Genomic DNA, 22,356 nt, shown 5'->3' with positions numbered 1-22,356 from the left:
CAAGCAAATGCACCAATGGTTCCTGAGCTACAACGGACAGCAGATGGGTCCGCTCGATCATGCCGCGGCGGTCGCGCAAGCGAGCGCCAATCCGAGCGGCCATTGCTGGCGACAAGGTTTCGCCGAGTGGATACCGATTGCGAAGTGCAATGAACTCGCAGCCTCCAGTTCGCACGCGATGACGGCTCCGCCGCCACCGGCCGCCGGCGCACTGCAGCGCGCGGACGAGATCGACTACAAGATCTTCGGTTCCGACATGCAGTTCGTCGAGATCGAACTCGACCCCGGCGAGAGCGCGGTCGCCGAAGCCGGCTCGCTGATGTACAAGCAGCCGGTCGTGCGCATGGACACCGTGTTCGGCGACGGCTCGGCGCAGTCGGCCAGCGGCGGTTTCATGGACAAGCTGCTCGGCGCCGGCAAGCGCATCATCACCGGCGAATCGCTGTTCACCACCGTGTTCACGCACAGCGGCACCAGCGGCAAGGCCAAGGCCGCGTTCGCGGCGCCCTACCCGGGCACGATCATCCCGTTCACGCTGACCAACTACGGCGGCAAGATCATCTGCCAGAAGGACTCGTTCCTGTGCGCGGCACGCGGCGTGTCGATCGGTATCTTCTTCCAGAAGAAGATCATGACCGCGCTGTTCGGCGGCGAAGGCTTCATCATGCAGAAACTCGAAGGCGACGGACTCGTGTTCGTGCACGCCGGCGGCACGATTGTCGAACGCGAACTCGCGGCCGGCGAACGCCTGGAAGTCGATACCGGCTGCGTGGTCGCGATGACCAGCAACGTCCAGTTCGACGTGATTCCGGTCGGCGGCGTGAAGTCGATGCTGTTCGGCGGTGAAGGCGTCTTCCTCGCGCAGATGACCGGCCCCGGCCACGTCTGGCTGCAGTCCCTGCCCTTCTCGCGCATGGCCGGCCGCATGTTCGCCGCCGCCTACCAGCGCGGCGGCTCGAAGGAAGAAGGCTCGGTCCTCGGCGGACTCGGCGGCATCCTCTCGGGTGATCGGGGGTTCTGATTCCGGTTTTGCAAGCAACAAAAAGCCCGGCCGATCGCTCGGCCGGGCTCTTCATTGCGGACGAGCCTTAGCTGGCGGTACCGCCGGCCGGGCCCTGGTACTTGGCGTCACCGAAGCCGAGCATCGGGTAGAAGATGAAACCGAGCAGGGCCAGGCCGATGCCGAAGCCGGTGCCCTTGCCGAAGCTCTTGGCCATGTCGATCGACACGATGATCGCGACCACGATGCTGACGATCGGGATGATCAGCAGGACCAGCCACCAGATCGGGCGACCAACGATTTGCAGCAGAACGACAATGTTGTAGATCGGAATGAGGCAGGCCCAACCGGGCTTACCGGCCTTCACGAACACCTTCCAGATGCCGGCGATGATGCCGATCACGACTACCAACCAGACCAGCATCATCACGATGCCTATCAGACCACCACCGCCACCATCTTCCATTGTGCTATCCCCCACCCAAGAATTGATTTCGACGCGAAGCAAATGAACCGTCCCCGGTCGCGCCGCCGAAGCTGGTGGTCCGATCATCCGCGAATGTGTCGATCCGATCAATCACAACGTGAAACATGGTCGTAGGCGAACGCCGCTCACGCAATTCGCCGGAAAAACGGGCCAAGGACCGTTTTCAGCCGTGGCCCGCGCAACGCCGTGCCAGCACCGCGAACAGGGCACGTGCTTCGGCGATCGGCAGGCAGGGGATGTCGATGCCGGAACCGAGTGGATCAGCCGCCATCGTGTCGACGCGGATGCTGGCCATCGCGTGCCGGCGATCGAACGGGCTCTGCCTGAGTTCCACGACCTGCAGCTTGTCGAGTTCGATCAAGGCGTAGCGCCGCGACCACCAGCCTTCGCGATACGTCAGAAAGCGATCGTCCATCGCATAACGCGTGAACGCCGCCCAGCCGCGCGCCGACCACGCCGACCACGGCACGCCGATCAGCGCCAGCAAGCCGGGCGTTCCGAACCAGAAGGTCAGGCCCGCCGTCGCGAAGAGCCAGAACACTGTCGGCCAGCGTGCGCGCCGTCGCCACGCTCGCGGATGCAGCGGACGCCATGGCAGCGCGGCCAGCGCCGGCGCCTGCAGGATGCGCGCGAGCAGGCCATCGACCTGCGACGCGCTCGCGAGCGGTGCCAGCCAATGCAGCTTGCCGCTCTGGTCATTCATCGCACGCACACCGCCGGCGACGTCCGTCTTCAGGCTCAAGCGTCGGAATGCACGATGCAACAGGCTTTCCTCGATGTGCAGCATCTGCAGGCGGTCGATCCGCGCGCTGCCGTGGGCGTGCGTGAGCAGACCACCACCGGCGCCGAGCCGGTCACCCTCGAGTTCGAGCGTGAACCCGTGATGCACCAGGATCGCGAGCAGCACCGACAGCAGGCGCAAGGCCGCGAACAGCAGCAACAGCACGGAAGCGCCGCCGACGACCATGGTCAGCAGGCCGTAGTGGTGCGCCGAGACTTCGCCGAAGGCCCGCTCGACCCAGGCCGTCGGCATCCGCATCACCTGCCTGGGCTGTGTCGGATTGAACTGCCAGAAGGCCGCGAAGGCACCGGCGACGACGACCATGCCGCGATTCGAGATGAGCCCGAAACGCACCAGTTCCGGCAACGACAGGCGCAGCAGCACGTCGCTGGCATGGGCATGGGCCGACACGTCTGCGCTCGCCGCCGTACGCTGCGCCCGCAGCAAGGCCACCAACGCATCGGCATCGGTGACGCGCAACACTTTCATCACCGCCTCGGGCTTCACGCCGCCACCGGATTCCAGGCGCAATTCAGTCACGCCGAACAGGCGATGCAGCAGGTTGCTGCGGCGCGCGATGTTCTGGATACGCACAAACGGAACGTGGCGCTCGGTGCGATCGAAGATGCCTTCGCGCACGACCAGTTCGTCGGCGGCGATGCGATACCGGAAGCCGAAGCTGTAGACCAGCGAATACAGCGCCAGCAGGACCGCACCGACGATGGCCAGGAATTCCCACCACTGGCCGCGACCGAACAGCAGCAGCACGATCGCCGGAAACGCCACTTCGCGCAGCTGCGCGACCAGCACGAACAGCCACGAGAACGGGTGCAGGCGACGCTCGTCGCCGCGCGCCTCAGGCCCCATCGGCATGGATCCGGCGATCCAGCAGGGCGTCGCGCAGTTGCAGCGCGATGGCATGCGGCACGCCGGGCAGGGTGATGCTCTCGAGCCGCGTGCCGGCGGTATGGATGCTGACGCCGGCCATGCCCCAGCGCCGGTCCAGCGGCCCCTGATGGACCTCGGTGTGCTGGATGCGCGCGCGCGGTACGAACAGCTCGCTACGCCACCACACGCCGCGCCGGATCAGCACGCCGTCACCAAGATGCGAGGCGGCGTAGCGCGCCGCGTAGTGACCGGCATGGCGCCAGCCGAGTCCCAGACCGGCCGTGAGCGCGAGCAGCACGGCCACGATCACCGGCATCCAGTCGAACTTGACCGACAGCGGCACCAGGACGGCAGTGAGTGCCAGCGCGTACACCACGCCGTGGTTCAAGCCCCAGACCAGACGCATGCGTGGATGCAAGGGCAATTGGCCATGCGCGAGCGCCGACGCCAACACCGGTTCCATCGTTGTCTCGGTCATGCACGCCCACCCCGACACGCCGATCGCGCGCCGCGCATCCTATTCGATCAGGGCGGTTGCGCGCGCCTGCGGCAGCGCGATGGTGGCGCGCGTCCCGATGCCGAGGGTGGATTCGAGGGTCACCGGCCAGCCGAAGCGGTCGGCCAGGCGCCGGACGATGGTCAATCCGACGCCATGCCCGCCCTTGCCCGCGCCCTTGCCGCGATAGAACGGCTCGAACGCGTGCGCGACATCCTCGGGCGCCATGCCACGGCCGCTGTCGTCGACGCGCACGAAGTGCTCGCCGAGCGTGACCACGACCTCGCCCTGCTCGGTGTATTGGCAGGCATTGCGCAGCAGGTTGGAAATCATCACCGCGAACACGCGCGGTGGTGCATCGAGCTCGATGCGTGCCTCGGCGACAAAGCGGATCGTCACCGGCTTGCCGGCGACCAGGTCCTGCGCACGCTCGACCTCTTCCGCGGCGATGTCGTTGACCACGAAGCGTTCGCTGGGCAGGCCTGTATCGCCTTCTCGCGCCAGGATCAGGAACGCCTGGATCAACGCCTCCATGTCGCGCGCCGCGCGCTTGATGCGACTGACCGAGCGCGATCCGAACGCGCTCAGGGCCTCCTCTTCCAGCACGTCGGCTGCGACCTTGATCACGGTCAGCGGCGTGCGCAGCTCATGGCTGGCATCCCGGGTGAAGTTGCGCTCGCGTTCGACGAATTCGGCGTTGCGTTGTGCGAAGCCGCGGATCGCGTCGGCAAGGATGATGACCTCGTCGTCGGCATCGCTCGCCCGGGCGACGGCACAGATCGCCTGCCAATCATGATTCTTCGGGTCCTGTTCGCGCACCACTTCGGCGAGGCGGATCACGGGCGACACCGCGCGCCGCGAGGCGCGATAGGTGGTCCACGACACCAGGTAAACGGTGCCGAGCACCAGGGTCAGCGGCACCAGACCGAACCAGAGCGCGAGGCGGTCGACCTGATGCTGGTCGAACACCAGCCACAGGCGGCGTCCGTCACGGTCGCCGACCCACACGAGTTCATCGACCTCGGTGGCATGGATGCTGTGGTAACCCGGCGCGAGATCGCGCAGATAGGCCGGCACCGCATCGCCGGGATGAAGCACGGTGTCGAGGTAGCCCTGCATGTTGTAGGTGTCCGGCAGGGCCGCCGCGGGATCGGCGTCCAGTCGCTTCCAGTAGTGCTGCGCTTCCTCGACCAGGGCCCGCTGGATCAGTACGTCGCGCAGCACCAGCATTGCAGCATAGACGCCGAACAGGGTCGCGAGCGCGATCGCGACCGTCTGCATCACGAACGCGACCCAGAGGCGGCCACGCAGGCCGCGCCCGGTGGTCGCCAACGGGTCAGCCTGCCTTGGCGGCGACGAGTTCGGCATCGAGATCGGCCAGGCGGTAACCGGCGCTGTGGATGGTATGCAGCAGCTGTTTGTCGAAGGGCTTGTCGATGATCTTGCGCAAGTTGTAGAGGTGGCTGCGCAAGGTGTCCGAATCCGGCAGCAAGTCACCCCAGACTTCGCGCTCGATGTCCCGGCGCGTGACCACGCGCGGTGATTCGCGCATCAGGATGGTCAGCAGCTTCAGGCCGATCGGGGACAAGGCCAGATCGCGGCCATCACGGGTCGCCCGCAGCGTGGCCGTGTCGAGCACCAGGTCGGCGACGCGCAAGACTTCGGTCGAGACCATCCGCCGATCGCGCCGGATCAGGGCCCGGACGCGCGCTTCCAGTTCGCGGATCTCGAACGGCTTGACCAGATAATCGTCGGCACCGGCATCAAGCCCGACGAGCTTGTCGTCCAGCGTGTCGCGCGCCGTCAGCATCAGCACCGGCGTCGACTTCTTCGCGTCATTGCGCAAACGGCGGCACAGCTCCAGGCCATCGATGCCGGGCAGCATCAGGTCGAGCACGATCACGTCATAAGGCTCGGCCGAGGCCAGCCGCAGCCCGGACAAGCCGTCGGCGGCGTAATCGACGCTGTAGCCGCGGCGCTCCAGGAACTCGCCCACCATCTCGGCGATGCCGCGATTGTCCTCGACCAGCAGAACCAAACCCATCGACTCTGTTTGCGCCGTCATGGCGATCTCCTTCACAGTTGTGAAGATTACAGGTCAAGCGGCGTCGTAGCAGCGTGAAGACCGTCCCGCACCCGGCTTGCCGAGCGCCCGGCCAGCCCGATAAGGTCGCGCCATGGACCTTTCCGAAAAGCGCGTCCACCCGCGCAAAGACGTCTTTACCGCGGCGATGCTGATCGTCGGCGATGACGGCTACCTGAGCGAAGTCTGGGACCTCTCGGCCGGTGGCGCACGGCTCGGCAAACCGAAAAAATGGCCGCCGACCGCCGTCGAGCAGTTGCGCGTCTACTTCATGCTCGACCAGGACACCGTCATCGGTGTCGCGGCCCGGGTCGTGCGCTTGGCGCCCGATCATCTCGGCGTGATGTTCCTGCCAGGACAGGAGCAGCGCATCCAGGCGCTGATGTACGAGGCGCGCTTCCTCGAAGGCGACAACGGCTGACGCGAGCCGCGATGAATCCCTACTGGACCCCGATCGTGTTGCTGTTCGCATCGAACGTGTTCATGACGTTCGCCTGGTACGGGCATCTGAAATACAAGGCGCATCCGCTGTGGATCGTGATCCTCGCGAGCTGGGGCATCGCCTTCTTCGAATACGTGCTGCAGGTGCCGGCCAACCGCTACGGCCACTCGGTGTATTCGGCGGCGCAGCTGAAGACGATCCAGGAAGTGATTTCGCTGACCGTGTTCGTCGGCTTTGCCGTGTGGTATCTCGGCGAACCGCTGCGCTGGAACCACCTCATCGGCTTCAGCCTGATCGCGATCGGCGCGGGCTTCGTGTTCGCGCGCTGAACCAGGCGCTCAGAGCAGGGATTTCACCGCGCCGGCGCCGGCGTTGAGCAGCAGGATCACGACCGGGATCGCCGACAGCCCGAAGCCGAGTCCGCGCGACTTCGGATCTCGCACGTAACTGATCAGATAGATCTGGCGACCGAGCAGGTAGACCGCACCGAGGGCCGCCGACATCCAGGCTGCGCCGAAACCGTATTGCGCGGACAGGAACAGGGCCGGCAGCAACACCACGATCTGCTCCAGGGTGTTGTACTGCACGCGGTAATAGCGCTCGAACATCTCGTGGCCGGTGGTCGCCGGCGCACTCACCCCGTAGCGGCCGCGCGCGCGCGCAACCAGTGCGCCGAACACGAAGAACTGCAGCAGTGCGAGCACGGCAACGAGGGCGATCCAGGACATGGCGAACTCCGGTCAGAAGGGAATGCGGCCGATCAGGATGTCGCGGTACATCACCCAATCGCCGGCGAAACTGTAGAGGGGATATTTGAACGTGGCCGGCTTGTTCTTCTCGAAGTAGAAGTGCCCGATCCAGGCGAAACCATAGCCGACCAGCGGCAATGCCAGCAGGGCCCAGGGCGACACGATCCGGGCGATCACCGCCACGATGATCGCGAGCACCAGGGTACTGCCGACGACATGCAAGCGCCGGCAGACCGGATGCGCATGCTCGCCCAGGTAGAACGGGTAGAACTCGGCGAAACTGGCGTAGCGCTGGGTCGTGTCCATGGCGACTAGCCTTGCGCGAATGACGATGTGTCGCAAGTCATCGTCAACGCCGTGGTGGCCGCGACGTTGTGGGAATGACGCACAAAGGGTGCGCAACCACTGGAGACCAGCCATGACATTTCCGCTGAAACCGCTGCTGCTCGGCGCCGCATTGGCGCTGGGCTTCGCCGCTCCGCTGCCACTCACCGCACATCCGCACGATGGCCCCGGCCACGGCCAGATGCACCCGGGACCGGTCGCCAGGGCACGCTTCGCGCGTGCCCTGCGCAAGCACCCGGAACTGGCCGTCGCCATCGACCTGCGCCGCCTCGAAATGCTCTATCGCAAGCAGGGCGACGAGACCGCGATCGTCGCGATGTACCAGGACCTACTCAAACGCACCGAGCAGCCGAAATTGCGCGAATTCGCCGAACGCCGCCTGCGCCAAGCCGACCGCATCGCCCACCCCGACCAGACCATCGCCGAACTGCGCGCCCGCATCGACAAGAAGCTCGCTGAGCTGCGCTGAACGCATAAACGCAAAGGGCCCGCAGTGCGGGCCCTCATCGCGTCGCCGCCGGCGCGCGTCCGGCGGATCAGCTCGCCGGGCCGCTTTCGAAGCCGTCGTTGAACAGGCCGGAGCCGTCGCTGTCGGTCGCCGTGTTGTTGCTCGGGTTCGGATCGCCGACGTCGACCGGCATCGTCAGCGAGACCGTGTTCGAGACGCCGGATTCGGCTTCGGGCAGGACCGGCACGGTGACGGTGATGGTGACGCTGCTGCCGGCCGGCAGGTCGAGCGGCAGGTTGGCGAGGTTGCCGGTACCGCTCTCGGGCGTGCAGATGCCGGCCGGCGCGCAGCTCCAGTCGGCGTTCGGGACATCGAACTGGGCCGGATTCAAGGTGTCGTTGACCAGCAGGCCATCGGTGTCGGCACCCCCCGCGGGATTGTTGACGACGATCGTGTAGGTCGTGTCCTGCCCGGATTGCACGAAGCTCGTCCCATTCGTCTTGGTCACCGAGACATCGGCCGAGGGCAGGACGTTGTGGACGGTCGGCGCGGACGTGTTGGCCGAATCATGGTTGTCGTCGCCCGCATACGTCGCCTGCAGGCTATGCGCACCCAACGCGAGCGCACTGGTATTGCGTGTTGCCACGCCGGCGACGAGATTGTTCGATCCCATCAAGGTGATGCCATCGAAGAAGGTGACGGTGCCGGTCGGTGCAAGGCCGCCACTCAGCGTCCCGGTGATCGCCACCGATTGCCCGAACAGGGACGGGTTCGGATTGGAGACCAGGGTCAAGGTCGGCACCGCCTTGTTCACGACATGGTTGATCGTGCTGCCGGTGCTGGCCGTGTAGTTCGTGTTGGCGATGAAGCTCGCGGTGATCGGATGCGCGATCCCGGTGTTGTGCGGCAGCGCGTTGGTCGTGTGTGATGCGGTGCCGCTGGACAGCGGGACGGTCGCGAGCAACACGCCGTTGTCGCGGAATTCGACGCTGCCCGTCACCGGGCTGGCGCCGGGAGCCGTCGTCGAAACCGTCGCCGTGAACGTCACGTTCTGGCCGTAGGTGCTCGGCGAATTGTTGCTGCCGAGGCTCAACGATGTCGTCGCCTTGGCCACGGTGAACGCGGTCGCGCTGGAATTGCTCGACAGGTGCGTGCCGTCGCCGAGGTAGAACGCGGTGACGGAGTACGCGCCGGCATTCGGCGTGATCGTGGTCGCCGCGACGCCGGAGCCGTTGAGCGCGACCGAGGCCAGCACGGTCAGGCCGTTGCGGAACTCGACATTGCCGGTCGGGGTACCGCCGGTGACCTGCGCGCTCAGTCCGAGAATGCCGCCGAAGGTGGCGGGAACCGGATTGAGGATCTGGATGGTCGTGGTCGGTGTGCCGAGGTGATAGACGTATACCGCACCGGCATCCTGCAGCGTGCTCGGACCCGCGACGACCACTTCGTCCTGAGGCGCCCCGACTACCGCGGCACCGGGCGTCAGGCACACGTCGAAACCGAAATGCTCCGACTCCGACGTGGTGGACGCGTCGCTCGCAAGATACTTGTCGATTTGCGTCCAGACGGATCCAGAGCGCGTGAACCGATACGCCGAGCCGCGATCGATATTGCTTCCGAGGTCGGCTTGATACGCGCCGACCAGCAAGGCATCGCCGACGATCGACAGGGCATGGCCGAAGAAGTCGGACGGCTGTCCGTCACTTGCGGACAGCGTTTGCTGCACGGTCCAAGTCGCGTCTGCGCCCGTGTACACCACCGCGCGGCCGGTGGAGGATGATCGGTTGTGATCGGACACGACGATCGTGCCGCCATCGATCGCAACGGCATGACCGAATTGAGCGCCAGCGCTCGGAGCATTGGAGAACAAGGACACCTGTTGGCTCCAGACGCTCGCCGCGCGCTTGAACACGTAAGCCGCACCGGCATCCTCGCCCGCAACCGTATTGGCATACTCAGCGCCGATGACCGCATAGTCCCCGGACACACGAACGGCGGACCCGAATGCATCCGCCTCCTGCCCCAAGGGTCCGGACACCGTCAACCGTCCTTGCTGCGACCAAATCGAACCCGAGCGCGTGAACACGTAAGCGGCGCCAGCGACGACGGCACCGACTTCATCGGTCTTTGCACCGGCGATGACAGTGTTGCCGTCGATATCGACGGAGTATCCAAAACGGTCGCCCCCATCCACGAGAGTCCCGGCCAATTTCTGCTGCAAGGACCAGACGCCCGCAGAACGGACGTAAACGTAGACTGCACCGGAATCGACACCGCCCGCATCGGCAAATGGGCTGCCAACCGCCATCGTGTCGCCGGAAATCGCGACCGACCAACCGAAATTGTCGCCGAGCGCCAAATCGGCGGGAATAATGCGCTGCTGCAAGGCCCAAGTGTTCCCGCTGCGCAGCCACACTTCGACAGCACCATCGCCTTCACCCGCATCGGCTGCGCCTTCGTCGTTGCCCCAGATGCCAATCACGGCCGTGTTGCTATCGACCGCGACGCTGTAGCCAAACTGATCGAAGCCGGCCGCGGTACTGTCCGCCGACCGCAATCGCTGACTTTCGGGAACGTTCGCCAGCACTGCCTTCGCGAAAGCCGCCGACTGCGCCTTGCTCGGCATTGACTGGGTCGGAAACGTCCGCGCAGGGCCCAGACTGCGTTGCAGCGGCTCCGCCGCCATCGCACTCGTCATCGAGACCAAGGCGGCCCAGAGCATCACTCGTTTGATCATTTCTCACTCCGAATTTGCGAACGGCCTCGGGTGTCTGTGCACCTTGGTCAGCCTTGCCCATGCCGAAGCATGGTGCGATGAACGGCAGTGTAGTCGCGCGCTCGTTTGAATTTCGTTCCGCCCGTCGCACCGCTCATCGCTTTCACGACACGTTCAGCGAACGGATTCGTCACGCTTGGCCCGGTTCCAGAGTTGCGACTGCGCCTCGAGGTCGAGCGACGAAAGGCCGGTGCCATTCGCACTCGCTGCCGCCTCCATGTGCCGGAAGCGTCGCTCGAACTTTGCGTTGGCATGCCGCAGCGCCGCCGACGGATCGACGCCGGCATGGCGTGCGAGATTCACCGCGACGAACAGCACGTCGCCGACTTCGTCGAGCAGTCGTTGCGGGTCCGCGCCGTTCGCGAATTCCGCACGCACTTCCTCGACTTCCTCGTGCAGCTTGTCGAGCACCGGTTGCGCGTCCGGCCATTCGAAGCCGACCGCCGCCGCACGCTTCTGCAATTTCAGCGCCCGCATCCATTCCGGCAGACCGGCCGCCACGCCCGCCAATGCGCTCTGGTCGTCGTGCCCTGCCTTCTCGCGGCGCTTGTGTGCTTCCCAGGCGCGCGTCTGCGCCGCCGCATCCTCGACGACGGCGTCGCCGAACACGTGCGGGTGGCGCCGGATCATCTTGTCGCAGATGCCCTCGACCACGTCGTCGAACACGAAACTGCCCTCCTCCTCGGCCATCCTGGCGTGGAAGACGACCTGCAGCAGCAGATCCCCCAGTTCCTCGCGCAGATCGGCGCGGTCGCCGCGATCGATGGCATCGGCAACCTCGTAGGCCTCTTCGATCGTGTACGGCGCCACCGACGCAAAATCCTGCTGCACGTCCCACGGACAGCCGCCGTCTGGATCACGCAGCCTGGCCATGATCGCGCGCAGGCGCTCGATCGGCGACGGGCTCATGCCAGCGCTCCGAACAGCTGCGCGCGCTGTGTCGCATCCAGCGCACCGAAGGCCACGAAATCGGGATTGAGAATGCTGTCGCGCTGGTTGTAGCGCAGCGGCTGGCCGTGCAGATCGAGCACGGCACCGCCGGCTTCCTCGACGATGCATTGCCCGGCGGCGGTATCCCACTCGCTGGTCGGGCCGAAGCGCAGGTACAGGTCGGCCGCCGCTTCGGCGATCAGCCCGAACTTCAGCGCCGAGCCCATCGGGCGATGCTCGTTCGGTCCGAGTTTGGCGAGCACACCGTCGCTGCGCGCATCGCCATGCGAGCGACTGCCGGCGACACGCCAGGACGCGGCCGGATGCGAGGCGCGAAGACCGTGCGTCGTACCGTCCGCCGCTGCGACGAAGGCGCCCATGCCGCGTGCCGCGTAGTGGCAACGACCGGTCACGGGCGCATGCACGAGACCGATCGTCGGCGCGCCCTCCTCGATCAGCGCGATGCAGATGCAGAACTCGCCGTTGCGCTTCACGAACTCGCGCGTGCCATCGAGCGGATCGACGCACCAGTAGCGGTCCCAGCCGCGACGCTCGGTGACATCGAGGTCGGCACATTCCTCGGACAGCACCGGGATCTCGGGCGTCAACGCGCGCAGGCCGTCAACGAGAATCCGGTGCGAGGCGAGATCGGCCGCGGTCAACGGCGAGCGATCGTCCTTGCGTGTCACGTCGAAGTCCTGCTGGTACACGGCCATGATCGCCGCGGCGGCATCCTTCGCGAGCGTGCGCAACGCCTCCAGCAACTGCTGCGTCGCCACCATCATGCCCCACTTCCGCGACGCATCAGCACTTCGCGCGCCATGAACAGCGCGGCGATCGAGCGCCCCTCGGTCACGTCCTCGCGTTGCACCAGTTCGTGTAACTGGTCGAGCCGCCAGGGCACGACTTCGAGTTCCTCGGGTTCGTCGCCTTCGAGCTTCTCGGGATACAGGTCTTCGGCGAGCACGACATGGGTGACGTGGGCCATGTAGGTCGGCGCCAGCGAGAGCGTGCGCAGGATGCTGAGCCGGCGCGCGCCGACACCGACTTCTTCCTTCAGTTCGCGATTAGCGCCTTCGAGCACGTCTTCGCCGCGTTCCAGGCGTCCCTTGGGCAGGCCGAGTTCATAAGCATGCAGGCCGCAGACGTATTCGCGGATCAGCAGCACGGTCTCCGGGTCGCGCATCGGCACGATGATCACCGCACCGCGACCGGACCCGGGCAGGCGCTCGTAAGTGCGCTTTTCGCCGTTGCTGAATTCGAGATCGATCTGCTCGACCGGAAAGCGTGTGCCTTCGCCGAGCAGGCGGCGGTCGTGAATGATCGGAAGTTTTTTCATGCCCGCATTCTAGCGGGCGCGCGGTCGAGCCCCGCTTCAGGCCAGCCGCGCCCGCAGTTCGTCATGCAGGGCCGGCACCGCGGCCAGCACCGAGCGTGTGTCCAGGGTCAGGGGCGTGCCATCGAGTTCGCTGAACACGGCACCGGCTTCACGCACGATCACCGCCAACGCGGCGATGTCGAGAATGTTCACATCCGACTCGATGACGGCATCGACCGCACCACGCGCCAGGTAGTGGTAGTGCAGGAAATCACCGTAGCCACGGGTGCGGTTCGCGCCGCGAACCAGTTCGGCCAGGGCCAGCCAGCGTCGAGGGTCGGACGCCAGCGTCTTGACGTTGCCGACCGACAATTGCGCGTCGGCGAGCTTCATCGCCGGGCCGATCTGCACGCGCTCGTTGTTCACGAAGGCACCGCCGCCACGACGCGCCCAGGCGCGTTCGCCGAACTGGCCGGCGCTGGACACGCCGAGCACCAGCTCGCCGCGATGCATCAGCGCGATCTGGGTCGAGAACACCGGATAGCCGCGGACGAAGGCTTTGGTGCCGTCGATCGGGTCGATCAGCCACAGGAAATCGCTGTCGCCGCTGCGGCCATATTCCTCGCCGTACACGGCATGGTCCGGATAGGCCGCGCGGAGCACCGCCAGGATGGCTTGTTCGGCCTCGCGGTCCGCGATCGTCACCGGCGAGGCATCGGCCTTGATCTCGACCTCGAAGCGCGCGCGATAGTGGCGCGCGACCACGATTTCGGCGGCATCGGCTGCCGCTCGCGCCACCGCGAGCGCGGCGTCCAGAAATTCCGGCGTGGGCGCGGTCATCAGAACAGTCTCCGCAGCGTGCCGTCGACGCGCAGCAGCGACCGCCAATCCGGCGTTCGCTGGCCGACGTACAACAGGGCTTCGGCCAGTTGCGGATCTTCGCCGCGCACACCGAGGGTGATCTCGGCGTTGAAGCGCTCGCGTTCGATCAGGATGCGACCTTCCGCGGCGAGCGAGCCGCCGCCATCGCGCACGATCCCCTCGATCACGCCGGCGCGCGGCGAGGAAAAACTCACGGTGACATCGGAGAAGCGCGCCTCGGCGGCACCGCTGACCCCGGCATTGCGCCAGACCAGCATGCCCTCGGCGGCATTGACCAGACCGTTGTGCACCTCCGCGGACACCAGCTTCAGATTCAGGTCGCCGAGCAGGACCAGCGACGGAATGTCGAGCGCGGGCGCGAGCACGCTGGCCGGAATGCGAGCGTCGGTCTGGCGCAGCGAGACATGCTCGCGACTGGCATCGAACTGCGTGATTGCATTCAGATCGCGTCCGATCAGGGCGGCTTCGCCGCGTGCATGCAACACGAGGGCGCCTCCGGGCTCAAGCGTCCAGCGCAATTCCCCGAGCGGGACCGCGTACACGCTCAGCTGCGTCGCGCGCCCCGTCCACAGGTTGCCTTCGATGCCCTGCAGCCGCAGCGGTTGCAGCTTCGGTTCGACAAAGCGATAGGCCGTGGCGGCCGGCAGGGTGGCCGCGACGATGACCACGAACAGGACCGACAACACGACCAGGGCCAGCATCCAGCCCAGCAACTTCTTCATCAGTGACCCCTATGCAGCTGGATCGACCAGCACGATGCGCGCGTCGACCTGGCCGGGTGCGACCGTCCGCGACACGGAAAATTCCTCGGCACGAATGCCGTAGCTGTTCTGCAACTGTTCCAGCCACGCCGCCATCGCGTCGAACGGGGCTGCTTCCAGCCATACCGACACGCGCCCGCTCGACACCGGCTCGATGCGCTTCAACACGTTCGCGAGCTGGGCCTCGCGCGCACTGGCGTCGGCCAGGGCCAGCAGGGAACGGCCCCCGCGGTCGAACACCGTGGCGGTGCCGGTCGACTGCATCGCCGCCAGCCGTTGCGACGCCGCCTGCATGTAGACGAGATCGGCCTCGGCCTGCTTCACGCTATCGGCGAGATTGCGCCGCGACTGCAGCAGCGGATCGAACCACAAGGCCCAGAACAGCAGGGCCGCGACGACGAGGCCACCGATCGACAGCATGCGTCGATCGCGTTCGGACAGAGCCGACCACCAGGCCTTCATTGCGCACCGCCGATGCGCAGGCGGCCATCGATGCGGCCCTGGTCGGCGGTTGCGCTGTCCAGCGTCACCGGCATGCCGAGCGAGCTCGCCAGGCTTTCGCGCAAGGAGTCGAGCGCGCCGATATCCGGCGCATCGATGCGCAACTCGAGACGCCCGCCGCGGTACTCGGCACCACTGAGCTGCGAGCCGGTCTGGTTGCCGAGCACCGGTGCCGCGCGCGCGAGCAGGGACAGTCCGGAATCCCCGGCATCGCCTCCGGCACCGGCCTGTTTCAGCGCATTTTCCAGCATCAGTCGCGGATTCGGCACGCGCTGTGCGTCCGGGAAGCGTTCGCGATACACCTGCACCATCGCCGCATTCAGCGCATCGACGCGCCGCTGCAGGCGCCAGGCATCGAGTTGCATCCACAGGGTCTGCAGCAGGATCGCGGCGAGCGCGAACATCGCCGCCCAGGCCCACCAGCGCAGTGCGCCGGCACCCCGGTGACGGCCGGCGAATTCGCCCTGCAGCAGATTGACCGGTGCCGCCAGCGACAAGCCGCGTGCCAGTTCCGGCAGCAGTTCGTCGACGGTTTCCGGCGCCGCGAGATCGGCCACACTCGCCGCGACGCGCGACCACCATGCCGCGTCGCCGGCCACGGCCCGTTCGCGATCCAGCCGCGCCAGCACCCGGTTCCCGCTGCGCAGCGTGCGACCCACGGCCAGACAGGCGGCATCGGCATGCAGGGCATCAGCGACAACGCCGCGTTGCGCCAGGTCCGACTGGATCGCCGCGAGTTTCGGCCGTGCGATGACCGCACAGGACCAGCGGCCATCGTTCGCCGCCTCGCCGAGCGCCACCTGGACCGTCTCGATCGGTGCCGCGACCTGTTCCTCGGCCGCAAACGCGGCGGCCGAGCGGGCGGCGTCGGGTTTGCGCGCCGGCAGGTCGAGCCCGATGCTCAGCACATCCTCGGCCGGCACCAGCACCGTGATGCGCGCCGCCTTGGCCAGCACCGCCGCGGCCGGGGCCTGTTCGTGCTGCACGAATCCGGCCCGCCCGTCCTCGACCCGCAGCCATTCCAGCGCCTCGCCCGGCCCGCGCCAGCGAATCAGCAATCCATCACGCATGCGCCCGGGCACCGGCTGTGTTCGTCATTCCCCGATTCTACTCAACATTCTCCGACGGAAACCGCCTGCAGTGCCGCCGCCCGCAATCGCGACTCCACCGTCGCACTCAGCTTGATCCCGCCACCCTCGTCGGACCCGCCTGCGCGTCGCGCCCCAACCACGTCGACGCTTCGGCGCAATCTCCGATTCCACCGAACGAGTGTCTTGACCCACGCCTCCCCACCCACACAGACTCGCCCGCATAGCCCGACGATTCCGTCGGAGAAATGCGGTTAGAACTCACACCTATGCCCGGTCCCCCGCCCAAGGTCACTCACGTACGCGACGCCTTCCTCGCAGAGATTGCGACAGCTAGAAGTCTCGTCGCGGCAGTGCGCGCATTGCCGCAGAAGGTTCACCCGAACGCTCCCGCAGGGATCCACCCTAAGCACGTGAGGCAGATCACTGGGCTGGCGTTTATTGGTGTAGTCGCAGCATGGGAGGAGTTTCTGGAGCGCGCGTTAGTTCGTTACCTGGCTGGCGCAGCAACGAATTCGGGTTACACGGCTTTGCCCAAATACGGCCGCGCAGCGGACCTTGGCCACGCATATGAGCTCCTTTCCCAGGATTCCAACTACGATCCACAGAAGAACTACTTGAAGGTGTCAGACGCTCGTTGGGTCTGGAGAACAGCGGACTTCTTTTTTTCCCAGCATCATTTCGGGTTGCTCACACCGAAGGTTGATCTGCTTTCAAACGCGAACCGCATTCGCAATCGGATCGCTCACGATTCAGATAAGTGCAAGGCCGACTTTAAGGCGGCTGCCGTATGGTTCCTGCAACCAGCCAATGGGAACCTCACCAAGGGGTTTTCGCCGGGTGAACTGCTCCTCACAACAGCCACTCGCAACTTTGGAAGCGCCCTAAACGGCGCAGGCATTTCGCACTTCGAGGCGTATATGCGTGTCTTTGAAGGGCTTGCAAGCGGCGTTGTGCCGTGAGTTCGCTAACTTTGAGTTCAAGCGGACCGCGGGGAGGGGTTTCGATGCTTCCTGATATGTCGTCGGCCCGCAGCCGCTTAACGCGGAGTTCGCCGGCGAAAAAGCCGATTGTTGGAGCAAACAAGAAATGACCGACGAACACCACAAGTGGATGAAAAAGGCTGTTGAACTCGCAGCCCGGTCGGTATCCGAATCAGACCGAGACGATCCGACACCTGCTGTTGGGGCAGTTATCGTAAAGAACGGTGCTGAAATCGCCTCTGCCTTTCGCGGACAGTGCGCCGCTGGGAACCACGCTGAGAAGTGTGCAATAGAGTCTGCCGCCGGGGCAGATCTACACGGCGCCGTGGTCTACACAACGCTCGAACCATGCAGCCGTAGAAACGCGCCAAAAATCGCATGTGCGCAACGCCTAATAGACCAGGGGGTTGGCACTGTTTTCATCGGCCTCTATGACCCTAATCCGAAGATTTACAGAGAGGGTTGGAAAATGCTGCGCGATGCCGGCGTTGTCCTGCGGGATTTTCCGGCAGACCTGCGTCACAAGTTACGTGAGATGAACACGTCATTTCTAGAGCAGTATCGATCCAACAAAAATCGCAGCGGATCAGCAACATTCGATTACGTCCTATCTCCTATTTTCTCTATTGGCGAACTGCCCATAACCATCGATACAAAATGGTCACATGCAGCATCGGGCGTGATCCACGCATGTTCGGAGCGAGGGAAGATCGCTCTCGCTCGGTACGCAAATGCACTTGATCAGATCGACGATCCCTCCGCGATGGATTTCTTTCCGGAAAAACATTCCGTCACTGCAAATGACGGAGACGTCGTCATCTTTCGCGGCAATGCAGAGCACATCTTCGCTGTCGTGAAGGTCGAGCGAGTTCTCTCATTGGACCGAGGGGATGATCGAAATGAGGTCACCTTATCCTACGAAATTCGAGTAATACACATTCGGGGTCCGATGGATAGCCTGTTTGAGCAGGGGCCATAAGAGGCACTCCCATACTGCGATGTCGGAGAGGCGTTTGAGAAAGAACTTGGCATCCCAAGTGCGCGCAAAGCGGGCGACCAGTGACGCTCAACACGTCATTCCAGCGTTGGCGCCCGCAGACGGTTAATCTCGGCCGCTGGCAACTGTTCAGGTAGAACTCGATGCACCTCAATGCCGACCAGCGCTCGAATGGAATTGTCGTCCTGCTGTCGGCCTTCCTTGCCACCGTTTCCGCGCTTCTTGGTTACGACACGATCGCGTGTCACGGACTCTTGGCGGGCGCTGGGTCTGCCCTGTTGCGGGCGGGCTTTCTCGTCTTCGTTCATCCCGGCACACTCGTTACCTGTCTCGGCTTGTTGGCCCTGTTCGCAGGAATCGCCCATGGGCTCACGCGGTGGTCGCCCTTCCGAGCACGAAGGGAACTGGTGACCTTCCTTCTTCCCGTTTCCGCCTTCCTCGCCGGCATGGCGGTCGGCTTCTACACGACCATCGGGCCAGAGTGCGCGCTGCATCCTTGGGCCTAGCGACTCATGACGCTCTTGTGCGCGCGGTCCAACCATTCTTCAAAGAGGACGGCAACATGACTGTGATCGACGAGTCCGTCCGCACGATCCTCGAGGCGCTGCGCGAGTACATGTACGGCCACTATCCCGAACGCAGGCAACTCGATCCGATTCCGCTCGAGTTTTGGCGCATCGACGATGACGATCTGTTCGAGGAGATGCTGGGCTACTTGCCGCTGCACATGGGCGTGACCGACTCGGGTGAGGTGCCGAACCTGGAGCGCATGCCCGAAGGCTTCAGACTCGCATTCCCCGTTTACTCGCTCGAAGACGATTACGCCTTCAATGGCTGGACGGCCCTGACCAACGCGGGCACGCGGTTGCTGCCGAGCGTCATTCAGGCATACCGGCGCATCGGCCTGGCTTCGGAAGCCGAAGCACTCGAAGCCGCACTCCGAGCCTGCGAAGAGGACCCGGACGACACCGATGCGGTCGAGGCCGCCTACAAGTCCGTCTCGAGCCCTTTCGCCGATGACGACAAGCGAAATGAAGCGATCTTCTCGTTCTTCCGCGCCCACCGGTCACTGTTCGAGCCATCGTAGCCCGTCGTGGCCACTCCCTGGCCGGGCTTGCATCGACTGTAATTGCTGTGCATACTGTGTCTATTACAGATGCACAGTGGTGCCGAATGCTGCTTCTTTCCGCCAGCGACCCGCGACCGATGTACCAGCAGATCGTCGACCAGATCACCGCGCGGGTGATGGCCGGCGACTGGGCGCCGGGTCAGTCCCTGCCGTCGATTCGTGAGCTGGCCGCCACCAGCGGTGTCAGCGTCATCACGGTCAAGCGCGCCTACGAGGACCTGGAACGTGCCGGGGTCATCAGCACCCGCCATGGCAAGGGTTCGGTGGTCAGCGAACGACCGGACCATGCGCGTGGCTTGCTCGACCATCACCTCGACCTGCAACTGACCGAAGCCGCGGCCACTGCCGCGCGACTCGGCCTTGCCCGCGAGGCGCTGCACGGCCGGCTCGACTTGGTGCTGGACGCCCACGCGACGCTCCCGCAGCGCACCGCCGATGACGCCGTCGCAAGCACGTCGCCCACCCGCAAAGGAATCGATCGATGACCGCCGCCTTCGCCATCACCGGCGTCAGCAAGCACTACCCGCAATTCAGCATCAACGACTTCTCGCTGACCCTGCCCGAAGGCCAGATCATGGGTCTCGTCGGCGTCAACGGCGCCGGCAAGAGCACCTTGCTGCGCCTGCTCACCGGCCTGGCTGCGCCCTCGGCCGGCGACATCGAAGTGCTCGGTCATCGCCTGCCCGACGCGCAGGTCGCGGCCAAGCGCAAGATCGGCTTCGCGGCCGAGGACATGCGCCTGTATCGCGGCCAGACGCTGGCCTGGCACATCGAACTGGTGCGCCGCATCTATCCCGAATGGGACTCGGCCTATGCCGCCTCGCTGCTGCGCCGCTTCGACCTGCGCGCCGACCAGACCGTCGGCGGCTTCTCGCACGGGCAACGCGTCAAGGCGCTGCTGCTGCTCTGCCTCGCACGCCGGCCACAACTGCTGCTGCTCGACGAACCCACCACCGGACTCGACCCGGTCGCCCGCGCCGAAGTGCTGGAATCGCTGGCCGAAGTGCTGCGCGACGAACATCGCAGCGTGCTGTTCTCGTCGCACAACACCCACGACGTCGAGCAGTTGTCGGACAGCATCAGCTTCATGCACCAAGGCCGACTGCTGGCCAGCGCCGACAAGGAACGTTTCATCGATGAATGGCGCCGCGTGCTCTGCGTCGGCGACGTGCCGGACACGATCGACCCGTGGCCGGAACTGGTGCAACGCCGCGCCGCCGGCAGCCAGATCGAACTGAAATTCCGACGCTGGCAGGACGACCTGCCGGAACGTCTGGCCCAAGTCGGCCTGAGCGTGCAGCGCATCGACCCGATGACGCTGGAAGACATCTTCGTGACCACCGTACGTGCGGGAGGACGGCCATGACGCGTGAACTCAACTGGCCGGTCATCCGGCTGCTGATGATCAAGGACTGGCAGCTGTTCCAGAAGCAGCTGGCGGCACACCTGCTCGGCGGCATCGTCGCGCTGGCCTTCCTCGGCATGGCCAAGCCCTGGGCGTTCTACATCGGCTCGCTGCTGCTGATCATCCTGCTGGTGGCCATCGCCTGCTTCGCGGTCTCGACCTCGCTGCTGGTCGAACGCAAGGAACAGACGCTGGCCTTCGTGATGAGCCTGCCGGTATCGCCGCTCGACTTCACCGTCGCCAAACTCGCCGGCAACCTGCTGACGTTCCTGGTGCCCTTTCTGGTCATGGCCCTGTTCACGGCCATCATCATCTTCAGCACGCCGCTGCCGGACGGCCTAGTCGTGCTCGCCGCCCTGGTCTTCGGCCATGTGCTCGTCGCCTACTGCATCTCGTTGGCGGTGGCGATGCAGGTGGAATCGGAAGGCTGGAACATGTTCGTGATGATCGGCAGCATGGTGCTGATCAACCCCTTCCTCATGCTGATCGGACAGATGGACAGCGTGCAGAGCGTCTTGCGCGGCAATGCCGTGATCTGGCACGCGCCGGCGCTCGCCATCCTCGCCGCCCAGACCCTGATCGGCCTCGCCTGCCTCGCCTACGCGTTGTGGTCGAACGGCCGCAAACCCGCCTTTTACTGAGCCCGACCATGAGCCACCTCGACCCCGGCGCCGCTCCGGCCGCGCCGTCGGACGCGCGCATCCCCGCGTTCGACCACCTGCGTGCGCTGGCGATGCTGGCCGGCGTGCTGTTCCACGCCTCCCTCGCCTACAGCCCGATGATGCACGGCTTCTGGCCGACCGCGTACCGCGCGCAGTCGCCATTGATCGACGCCGTCGTGTGGTGTCTGCACCTCGTGCGCATGCCGCTGTTCTTCGTGGTTGCCGGCTACGTCACCGCGTGGTTGATCGTGCGCCGCGGCTGGGGCGGACTGCTGCGCCAGCGCCTGCGCCGCATCGTCGTGCCGATGCTGGTCGCATGGCCGCTGGTCCATCTCGCCATATCCGCAAGCACGCAGTGGGCGCTCGATCACGTCGCACAGCCATCACCGCTCCTGTCGATGGTGAAGACCTGGATGGCGATGCCGGATCCACCCGGCATGCCGCCGAGCACCGGGCATCTGTGGTTCCTGTACTACCTGCTGCTGTTCACCGTGCTCGCATGGGTCGTGCACGCGCTCGACTGGGCGCGCGGGTTCGCGCGAACCGTCCGCATCACGCCGGCGCGGCTGGCGTTGATCCTGCCGGTGCTGGTGGCGCCCGGCTTCTTCCTGACCACCGCACCGCATCCGGCGCCGGAAAGCCTGTTCCCGCAGTTCTGGGCGTTGGCGTTATACGGGCCGTTCTTCGCACTCGGCGCGATACTGCTCGATCGCGTCGACCTGCTGCTGTCGCTGCGCCGCTGGTTGTGGCCTGGACTGCTCGCCTGCGTGTTCGCCTACGTCGCCTTCCTCATGCAACTGGACCAGCGCGCTGCCGCCGACTGGGGCCAGACCGCGCCGTGGTCGACCGCGCTGCTGCAAGGCCTCGTCGCGGCCTGGGGCACACTCGCGGCCCTGATCGCCGGACTGCGCTGGCTCAATCACCCGAGCGCCTGGATGGCCTATCTGTCACGCAGCAGTTACTGGACCTATCTGCTGCATCTGCCGGTGCTGTTCGCGCTGCAATACGTGCTGCTCGATCACGCGCTGTCGTGGCCGCTCGCGCTGCTGCTGTCGTGCGGACTGACGCTGGCGATCTGCCTGCTCAGCTACGAACTGCTGGTGCGCCGAACCGGCCTGCGTCACTGGGTGGGATGAGCGCGTAACGGCGGAACGCTCATTCGGGAAGACAATCGCGGGCGGTAGTTCCTACACTGCCGCCTCCCC

General features: G+C 65.4%; 27 protein-coding genes. 12 read left to right on the top strand and 15 right to left on the bottom strand.

The features are described 5' to 3' along the window. The first annotated feature begins 7 nt into the window (after positions 1-7). Complete coding sequence (locus IPP28_06290; protein MBL0040651.1) at positions 8-1,021, top strand: TIGR00266 family protein; 1,014 nt, start codon at positions 8-10, stop codon at positions 1,019-1,021. Positions 1,022-1,088: 67 nt separating this feature from the next. Here IPP28_06290 and IPP28_06285 read toward each other — a convergent pair whose 3' ends face one another. The 5 genes from IPP28_06285 to IPP28_06265 form a co-directional block, all read right to left on the bottom strand. Then, complete coding sequence (locus IPP28_06285) at positions 1,089-1,466, bottom strand: signal peptidase I (protein ID MBL0040650.1); 378 nt, start codon at positions 1,464-1,466, stop codon at positions 1,089-1,091. A gap of 184 nt (positions 1,467-1,650) precedes the next feature. Next, on the bottom strand, positions 1,651-3,141 hold the full coding sequence (locus tag IPP28_06280) for a PH domain-containing protein (GenBank protein ID MBL0040649.1): 1,491 nt from the start codon (positions 3,139-3,141) through the stop codon (positions 1,651-1,653). Further along, positions 3,125-3,634, bottom strand: a complete 510-nt coding sequence (locus IPP28_06275) for a PH domain-containing protein (protein ID MBL0040648.1) — start codon at positions 3,632-3,634, stop codon at positions 3,125-3,127. Before IPP28_06275 ends, IPP28_06280 begins: the two co-directional genes overlap by 17 nt. 39 nt (positions 3,635-3,673) lie before the next feature. Next, positions 3,674-5,020 carry a HAMP domain-containing histidine kinase gene (locus IPP28_06270; GenBank protein ID MBL0040647.1) on the bottom strand — a complete coding sequence of 449 codons (1,347 nt, stop codon included), beginning with the start codon at positions 5,018-5,020 and terminating at the stop codon, positions 3,674-3,676. After that, positions 4,989-5,696, bottom strand: coding sequence for a response regulator transcription factor (locus IPP28_06265; GenBank protein ID MBL0040646.1), 708 nt, complete (start codon positions 5,694-5,696; stop codon positions 4,989-4,991). Before IPP28_06265 ends, IPP28_06270 begins: the two co-directional genes overlap by 32 nt. A 133-nt stretch (positions 5,697-5,829) precedes the next feature. On the opposite strand from IPP28_06265, the gene IPP28_06260 reads away from it, so the two are divergent. Next, positions 5,830-6,156 (top strand): PilZ domain-containing protein, encoded by a 327-nt coding sequence (locus tag IPP28_06260; protein MBL0040645.1) that lies wholly within the window; start codon positions 5,830-5,832, stop codon positions 6,154-6,156. 11 nt (positions 6,157-6,167) lie between these two features. Continuing rightward, entirely contained in the window at positions 6,168-6,506 is a 339-nt protein-coding gene (locus tag IPP28_06255; GenBank protein MBL0040644.1) for a DMT family protein, read from the top strand. A 9-nt stretch (positions 6,507-6,515) separates the two neighbouring features. Here IPP28_06255 and IPP28_06250 read toward each other — a convergent pair whose 3' ends face one another. Together IPP28_06250 and IPP28_06245 are read right to left on the bottom strand one after the other, a co-directional pair. Then, on the bottom strand, positions 6,516-6,905 hold the full coding sequence (locus IPP28_06250) for an MAPEG family protein (GenBank protein MBL0040643.1): 390 nt from the start codon (positions 6,903-6,905) through the stop codon (positions 6,516-6,518). A gap of 12 nt (positions 6,906-6,917) precedes the next feature. Beyond that, positions 6,918-7,232, bottom strand: coding sequence for a DUF962 domain-containing protein (locus IPP28_06245; GenBank protein ID MBL0040642.1), 315 nt, complete (start codon positions 7,230-7,232; stop codon positions 6,918-6,920). 112 nt (positions 7,233-7,344) lie between these two features. Here IPP28_06245 and IPP28_06240 point away from each other — a divergent pair, with 112 nt between their 5' ends. Then, positions 7,345-7,740, top strand: coding sequence for a hypothetical protein (locus IPP28_06240; GenBank protein MBL0040641.1), 396 nt, complete (start codon positions 7,345-7,347; stop codon positions 7,738-7,740). 67 nt (positions 7,741-7,807) lie between these two features. Here IPP28_06240 and IPP28_06235 read toward each other — a convergent pair whose 3' ends face one another. The 8 genes from IPP28_06235 to IPP28_06200 all read right to left on the bottom strand — a co-directional run bounded on the left by IPP28_06235 (position 7,808) and on the right by IPP28_06200 (position 15,957). Further along, a complete protein-coding gene (locus IPP28_06235; protein MBL0040640.1) occupies positions 7,808-10,456 on the bottom strand; it encodes an Ig-like domain repeat protein in 2,649 nt (882 codons plus the stop codon). 153 nt (positions 10,457-10,609) lie between these two features. Beyond that, positions 10,610-11,404 (bottom strand): nucleoside triphosphate pyrophosphohydrolase, encoded by a 795-nt coding sequence (gene mazG, locus IPP28_06230; protein MBL0040639.1) that lies wholly within the window; start codon positions 11,402-11,404, stop codon positions 10,610-10,612. Continuing rightward, the gene (cysQ, locus tag IPP28_06225; GenBank protein ID MBL0040638.1) at positions 11,401-12,210 is read right to left on the bottom strand and encodes a 3'(2'),5'-bisphosphate nucleotidase CysQ; all 810 of its coding nucleotides are present in this window, start codon (positions 12,208-12,210) and stop codon (positions 11,401-11,403) included. Before cysQ ends, mazG begins: the two co-directional genes overlap by 4 nt. After that, positions 12,207-12,764, bottom strand: a complete 558-nt coding sequence (gene nudE, locus IPP28_06220) for an ADP compounds hydrolase NudE (GenBank protein ID MBL0040637.1) — start codon at positions 12,762-12,764, stop codon at positions 12,207-12,209. The genes cysQ and nudE overlap by 4 nt, the downstream gene beginning before the upstream one ends. Positions 12,765-12,800: 36 nt before the next feature. Continuing rightward, positions 12,801-13,583 (bottom strand): inositol-phosphate phosphatase, encoded by a 783-nt coding sequence (locus IPP28_06215; protein MBL0040636.1) that lies wholly within the window; start codon positions 13,581-13,583, stop codon positions 12,801-12,803. Beyond that, a complete protein-coding gene (gspN, locus tag IPP28_06210) occupies positions 13,583-14,347 on the bottom strand; it encodes a type II secretion system protein N (GenBank protein MBL0040635.1) in 765 nt (254 codons plus the stop codon). Before gspN ends, IPP28_06215 begins: the two co-directional genes overlap by 1 nt. 9 nt (positions 14,348-14,356) lie before the next feature. Beyond that, positions 14,357-14,848 (bottom strand): type II secretion system protein M, encoded by a 492-nt coding sequence (locus IPP28_06205; GenBank protein MBL0040634.1) that lies wholly within the window; start codon positions 14,846-14,848, stop codon positions 14,357-14,359. Continuing rightward, on the bottom strand, positions 14,845-15,957 hold the full coding sequence (locus IPP28_06200) for a hypothetical protein (protein ID MBL0040633.1): 1,113 nt from the start codon (positions 15,955-15,957) through the stop codon (positions 14,845-14,847). The genes IPP28_06205 and IPP28_06200 overlap by 4 nt, the downstream gene beginning before the upstream one ends. A 431-nt stretch (positions 15,958-16,388) precedes the next feature. On the opposite strand from IPP28_06200, the gene IPP28_06195 reads away from it, so the two are divergent. The 8 genes from IPP28_06195 to IPP28_06160 all read left to right on the top strand — a co-directional run bounded on the left by IPP28_06195 (position 16,389) and on the right by IPP28_06160 (position 22,287). After that, on the top strand, positions 16,389-16,937 hold the full coding sequence (locus tag IPP28_06195; GenBank protein ID MBL0040632.1) for a hypothetical protein: 549 nt from the start codon (positions 16,389-16,391) through the stop codon (positions 16,935-16,937). A 127-nt stretch (positions 16,938-17,064) separates the two neighbouring features. Continuing rightward, the gene (locus IPP28_06190) at positions 17,065-17,937 is read left to right on the top strand and encodes a dCMP deaminase (protein ID MBL0040631.1); all 873 of its coding nucleotides are present in this window, start codon (positions 17,065-17,067) and stop codon (positions 17,935-17,937) included. 161 nt (positions 17,938-18,098) lie between these two features. Next, complete coding sequence (locus IPP28_06185; protein MBL0040630.1) at positions 18,099-18,461, top strand: hypothetical protein; 363 nt, start codon at positions 18,099-18,101, stop codon at positions 18,459-18,461. Between the two features lie 17 nt (positions 18,462-18,478). After that, positions 18,479-19,042, top strand: a complete 564-nt coding sequence (locus IPP28_06180) for a hypothetical protein (GenBank protein MBL0040629.1) — start codon at positions 18,479-18,481, stop codon at positions 19,040-19,042. A gap of 86 nt (positions 19,043-19,128) precedes the next feature. Further along, positions 19,129-19,569, top strand: a complete 441-nt coding sequence (locus tag IPP28_06175) for a GntR family transcriptional regulator (GenBank protein ID MBL0040628.1) — start codon at positions 19,129-19,131, stop codon at positions 19,567-19,569. Continuing rightward, complete coding sequence (locus tag IPP28_06170) at positions 19,566-20,450, top strand: ABC transporter ATP-binding protein (protein ID MBL0040627.1); 885 nt, start codon at positions 19,566-19,568, stop codon at positions 20,448-20,450. Before IPP28_06175 ends, IPP28_06170 begins: the two co-directional genes overlap by 4 nt. Then, entirely contained in the window at positions 20,447-21,130 is a 684-nt protein-coding gene (locus IPP28_06165) for an ABC-2 transporter permease (protein MBL0040626.1), read from the top strand. The genes IPP28_06170 and IPP28_06165 overlap by 4 nt, the downstream gene beginning before the upstream one ends. 8 nt (positions 21,131-21,138) lie before the next feature. Beyond that, on the top strand, positions 21,139-22,287 hold the full coding sequence (locus IPP28_06160) for an acyltransferase family protein (protein MBL0040625.1): 1,149 nt from the start codon (positions 21,139-21,141) through the stop codon (positions 22,285-22,287). Positions 22,288-22,356: the final 69 nt, after the last annotated feature.

It is taken from the genome of Lysobacterales bacterium (assembly GCA_016721845.1).
Taxonomy (GTDB): domain Bacteria; phylum Pseudomonadota; class Gammaproteobacteria; order Xanthomonadales; family Ahniellaceae; genus JADKHK01.
Note: the sequence above shows the minus strand (reverse complement) of the source record. Positions and strands in the feature narration are given on the sequence as shown.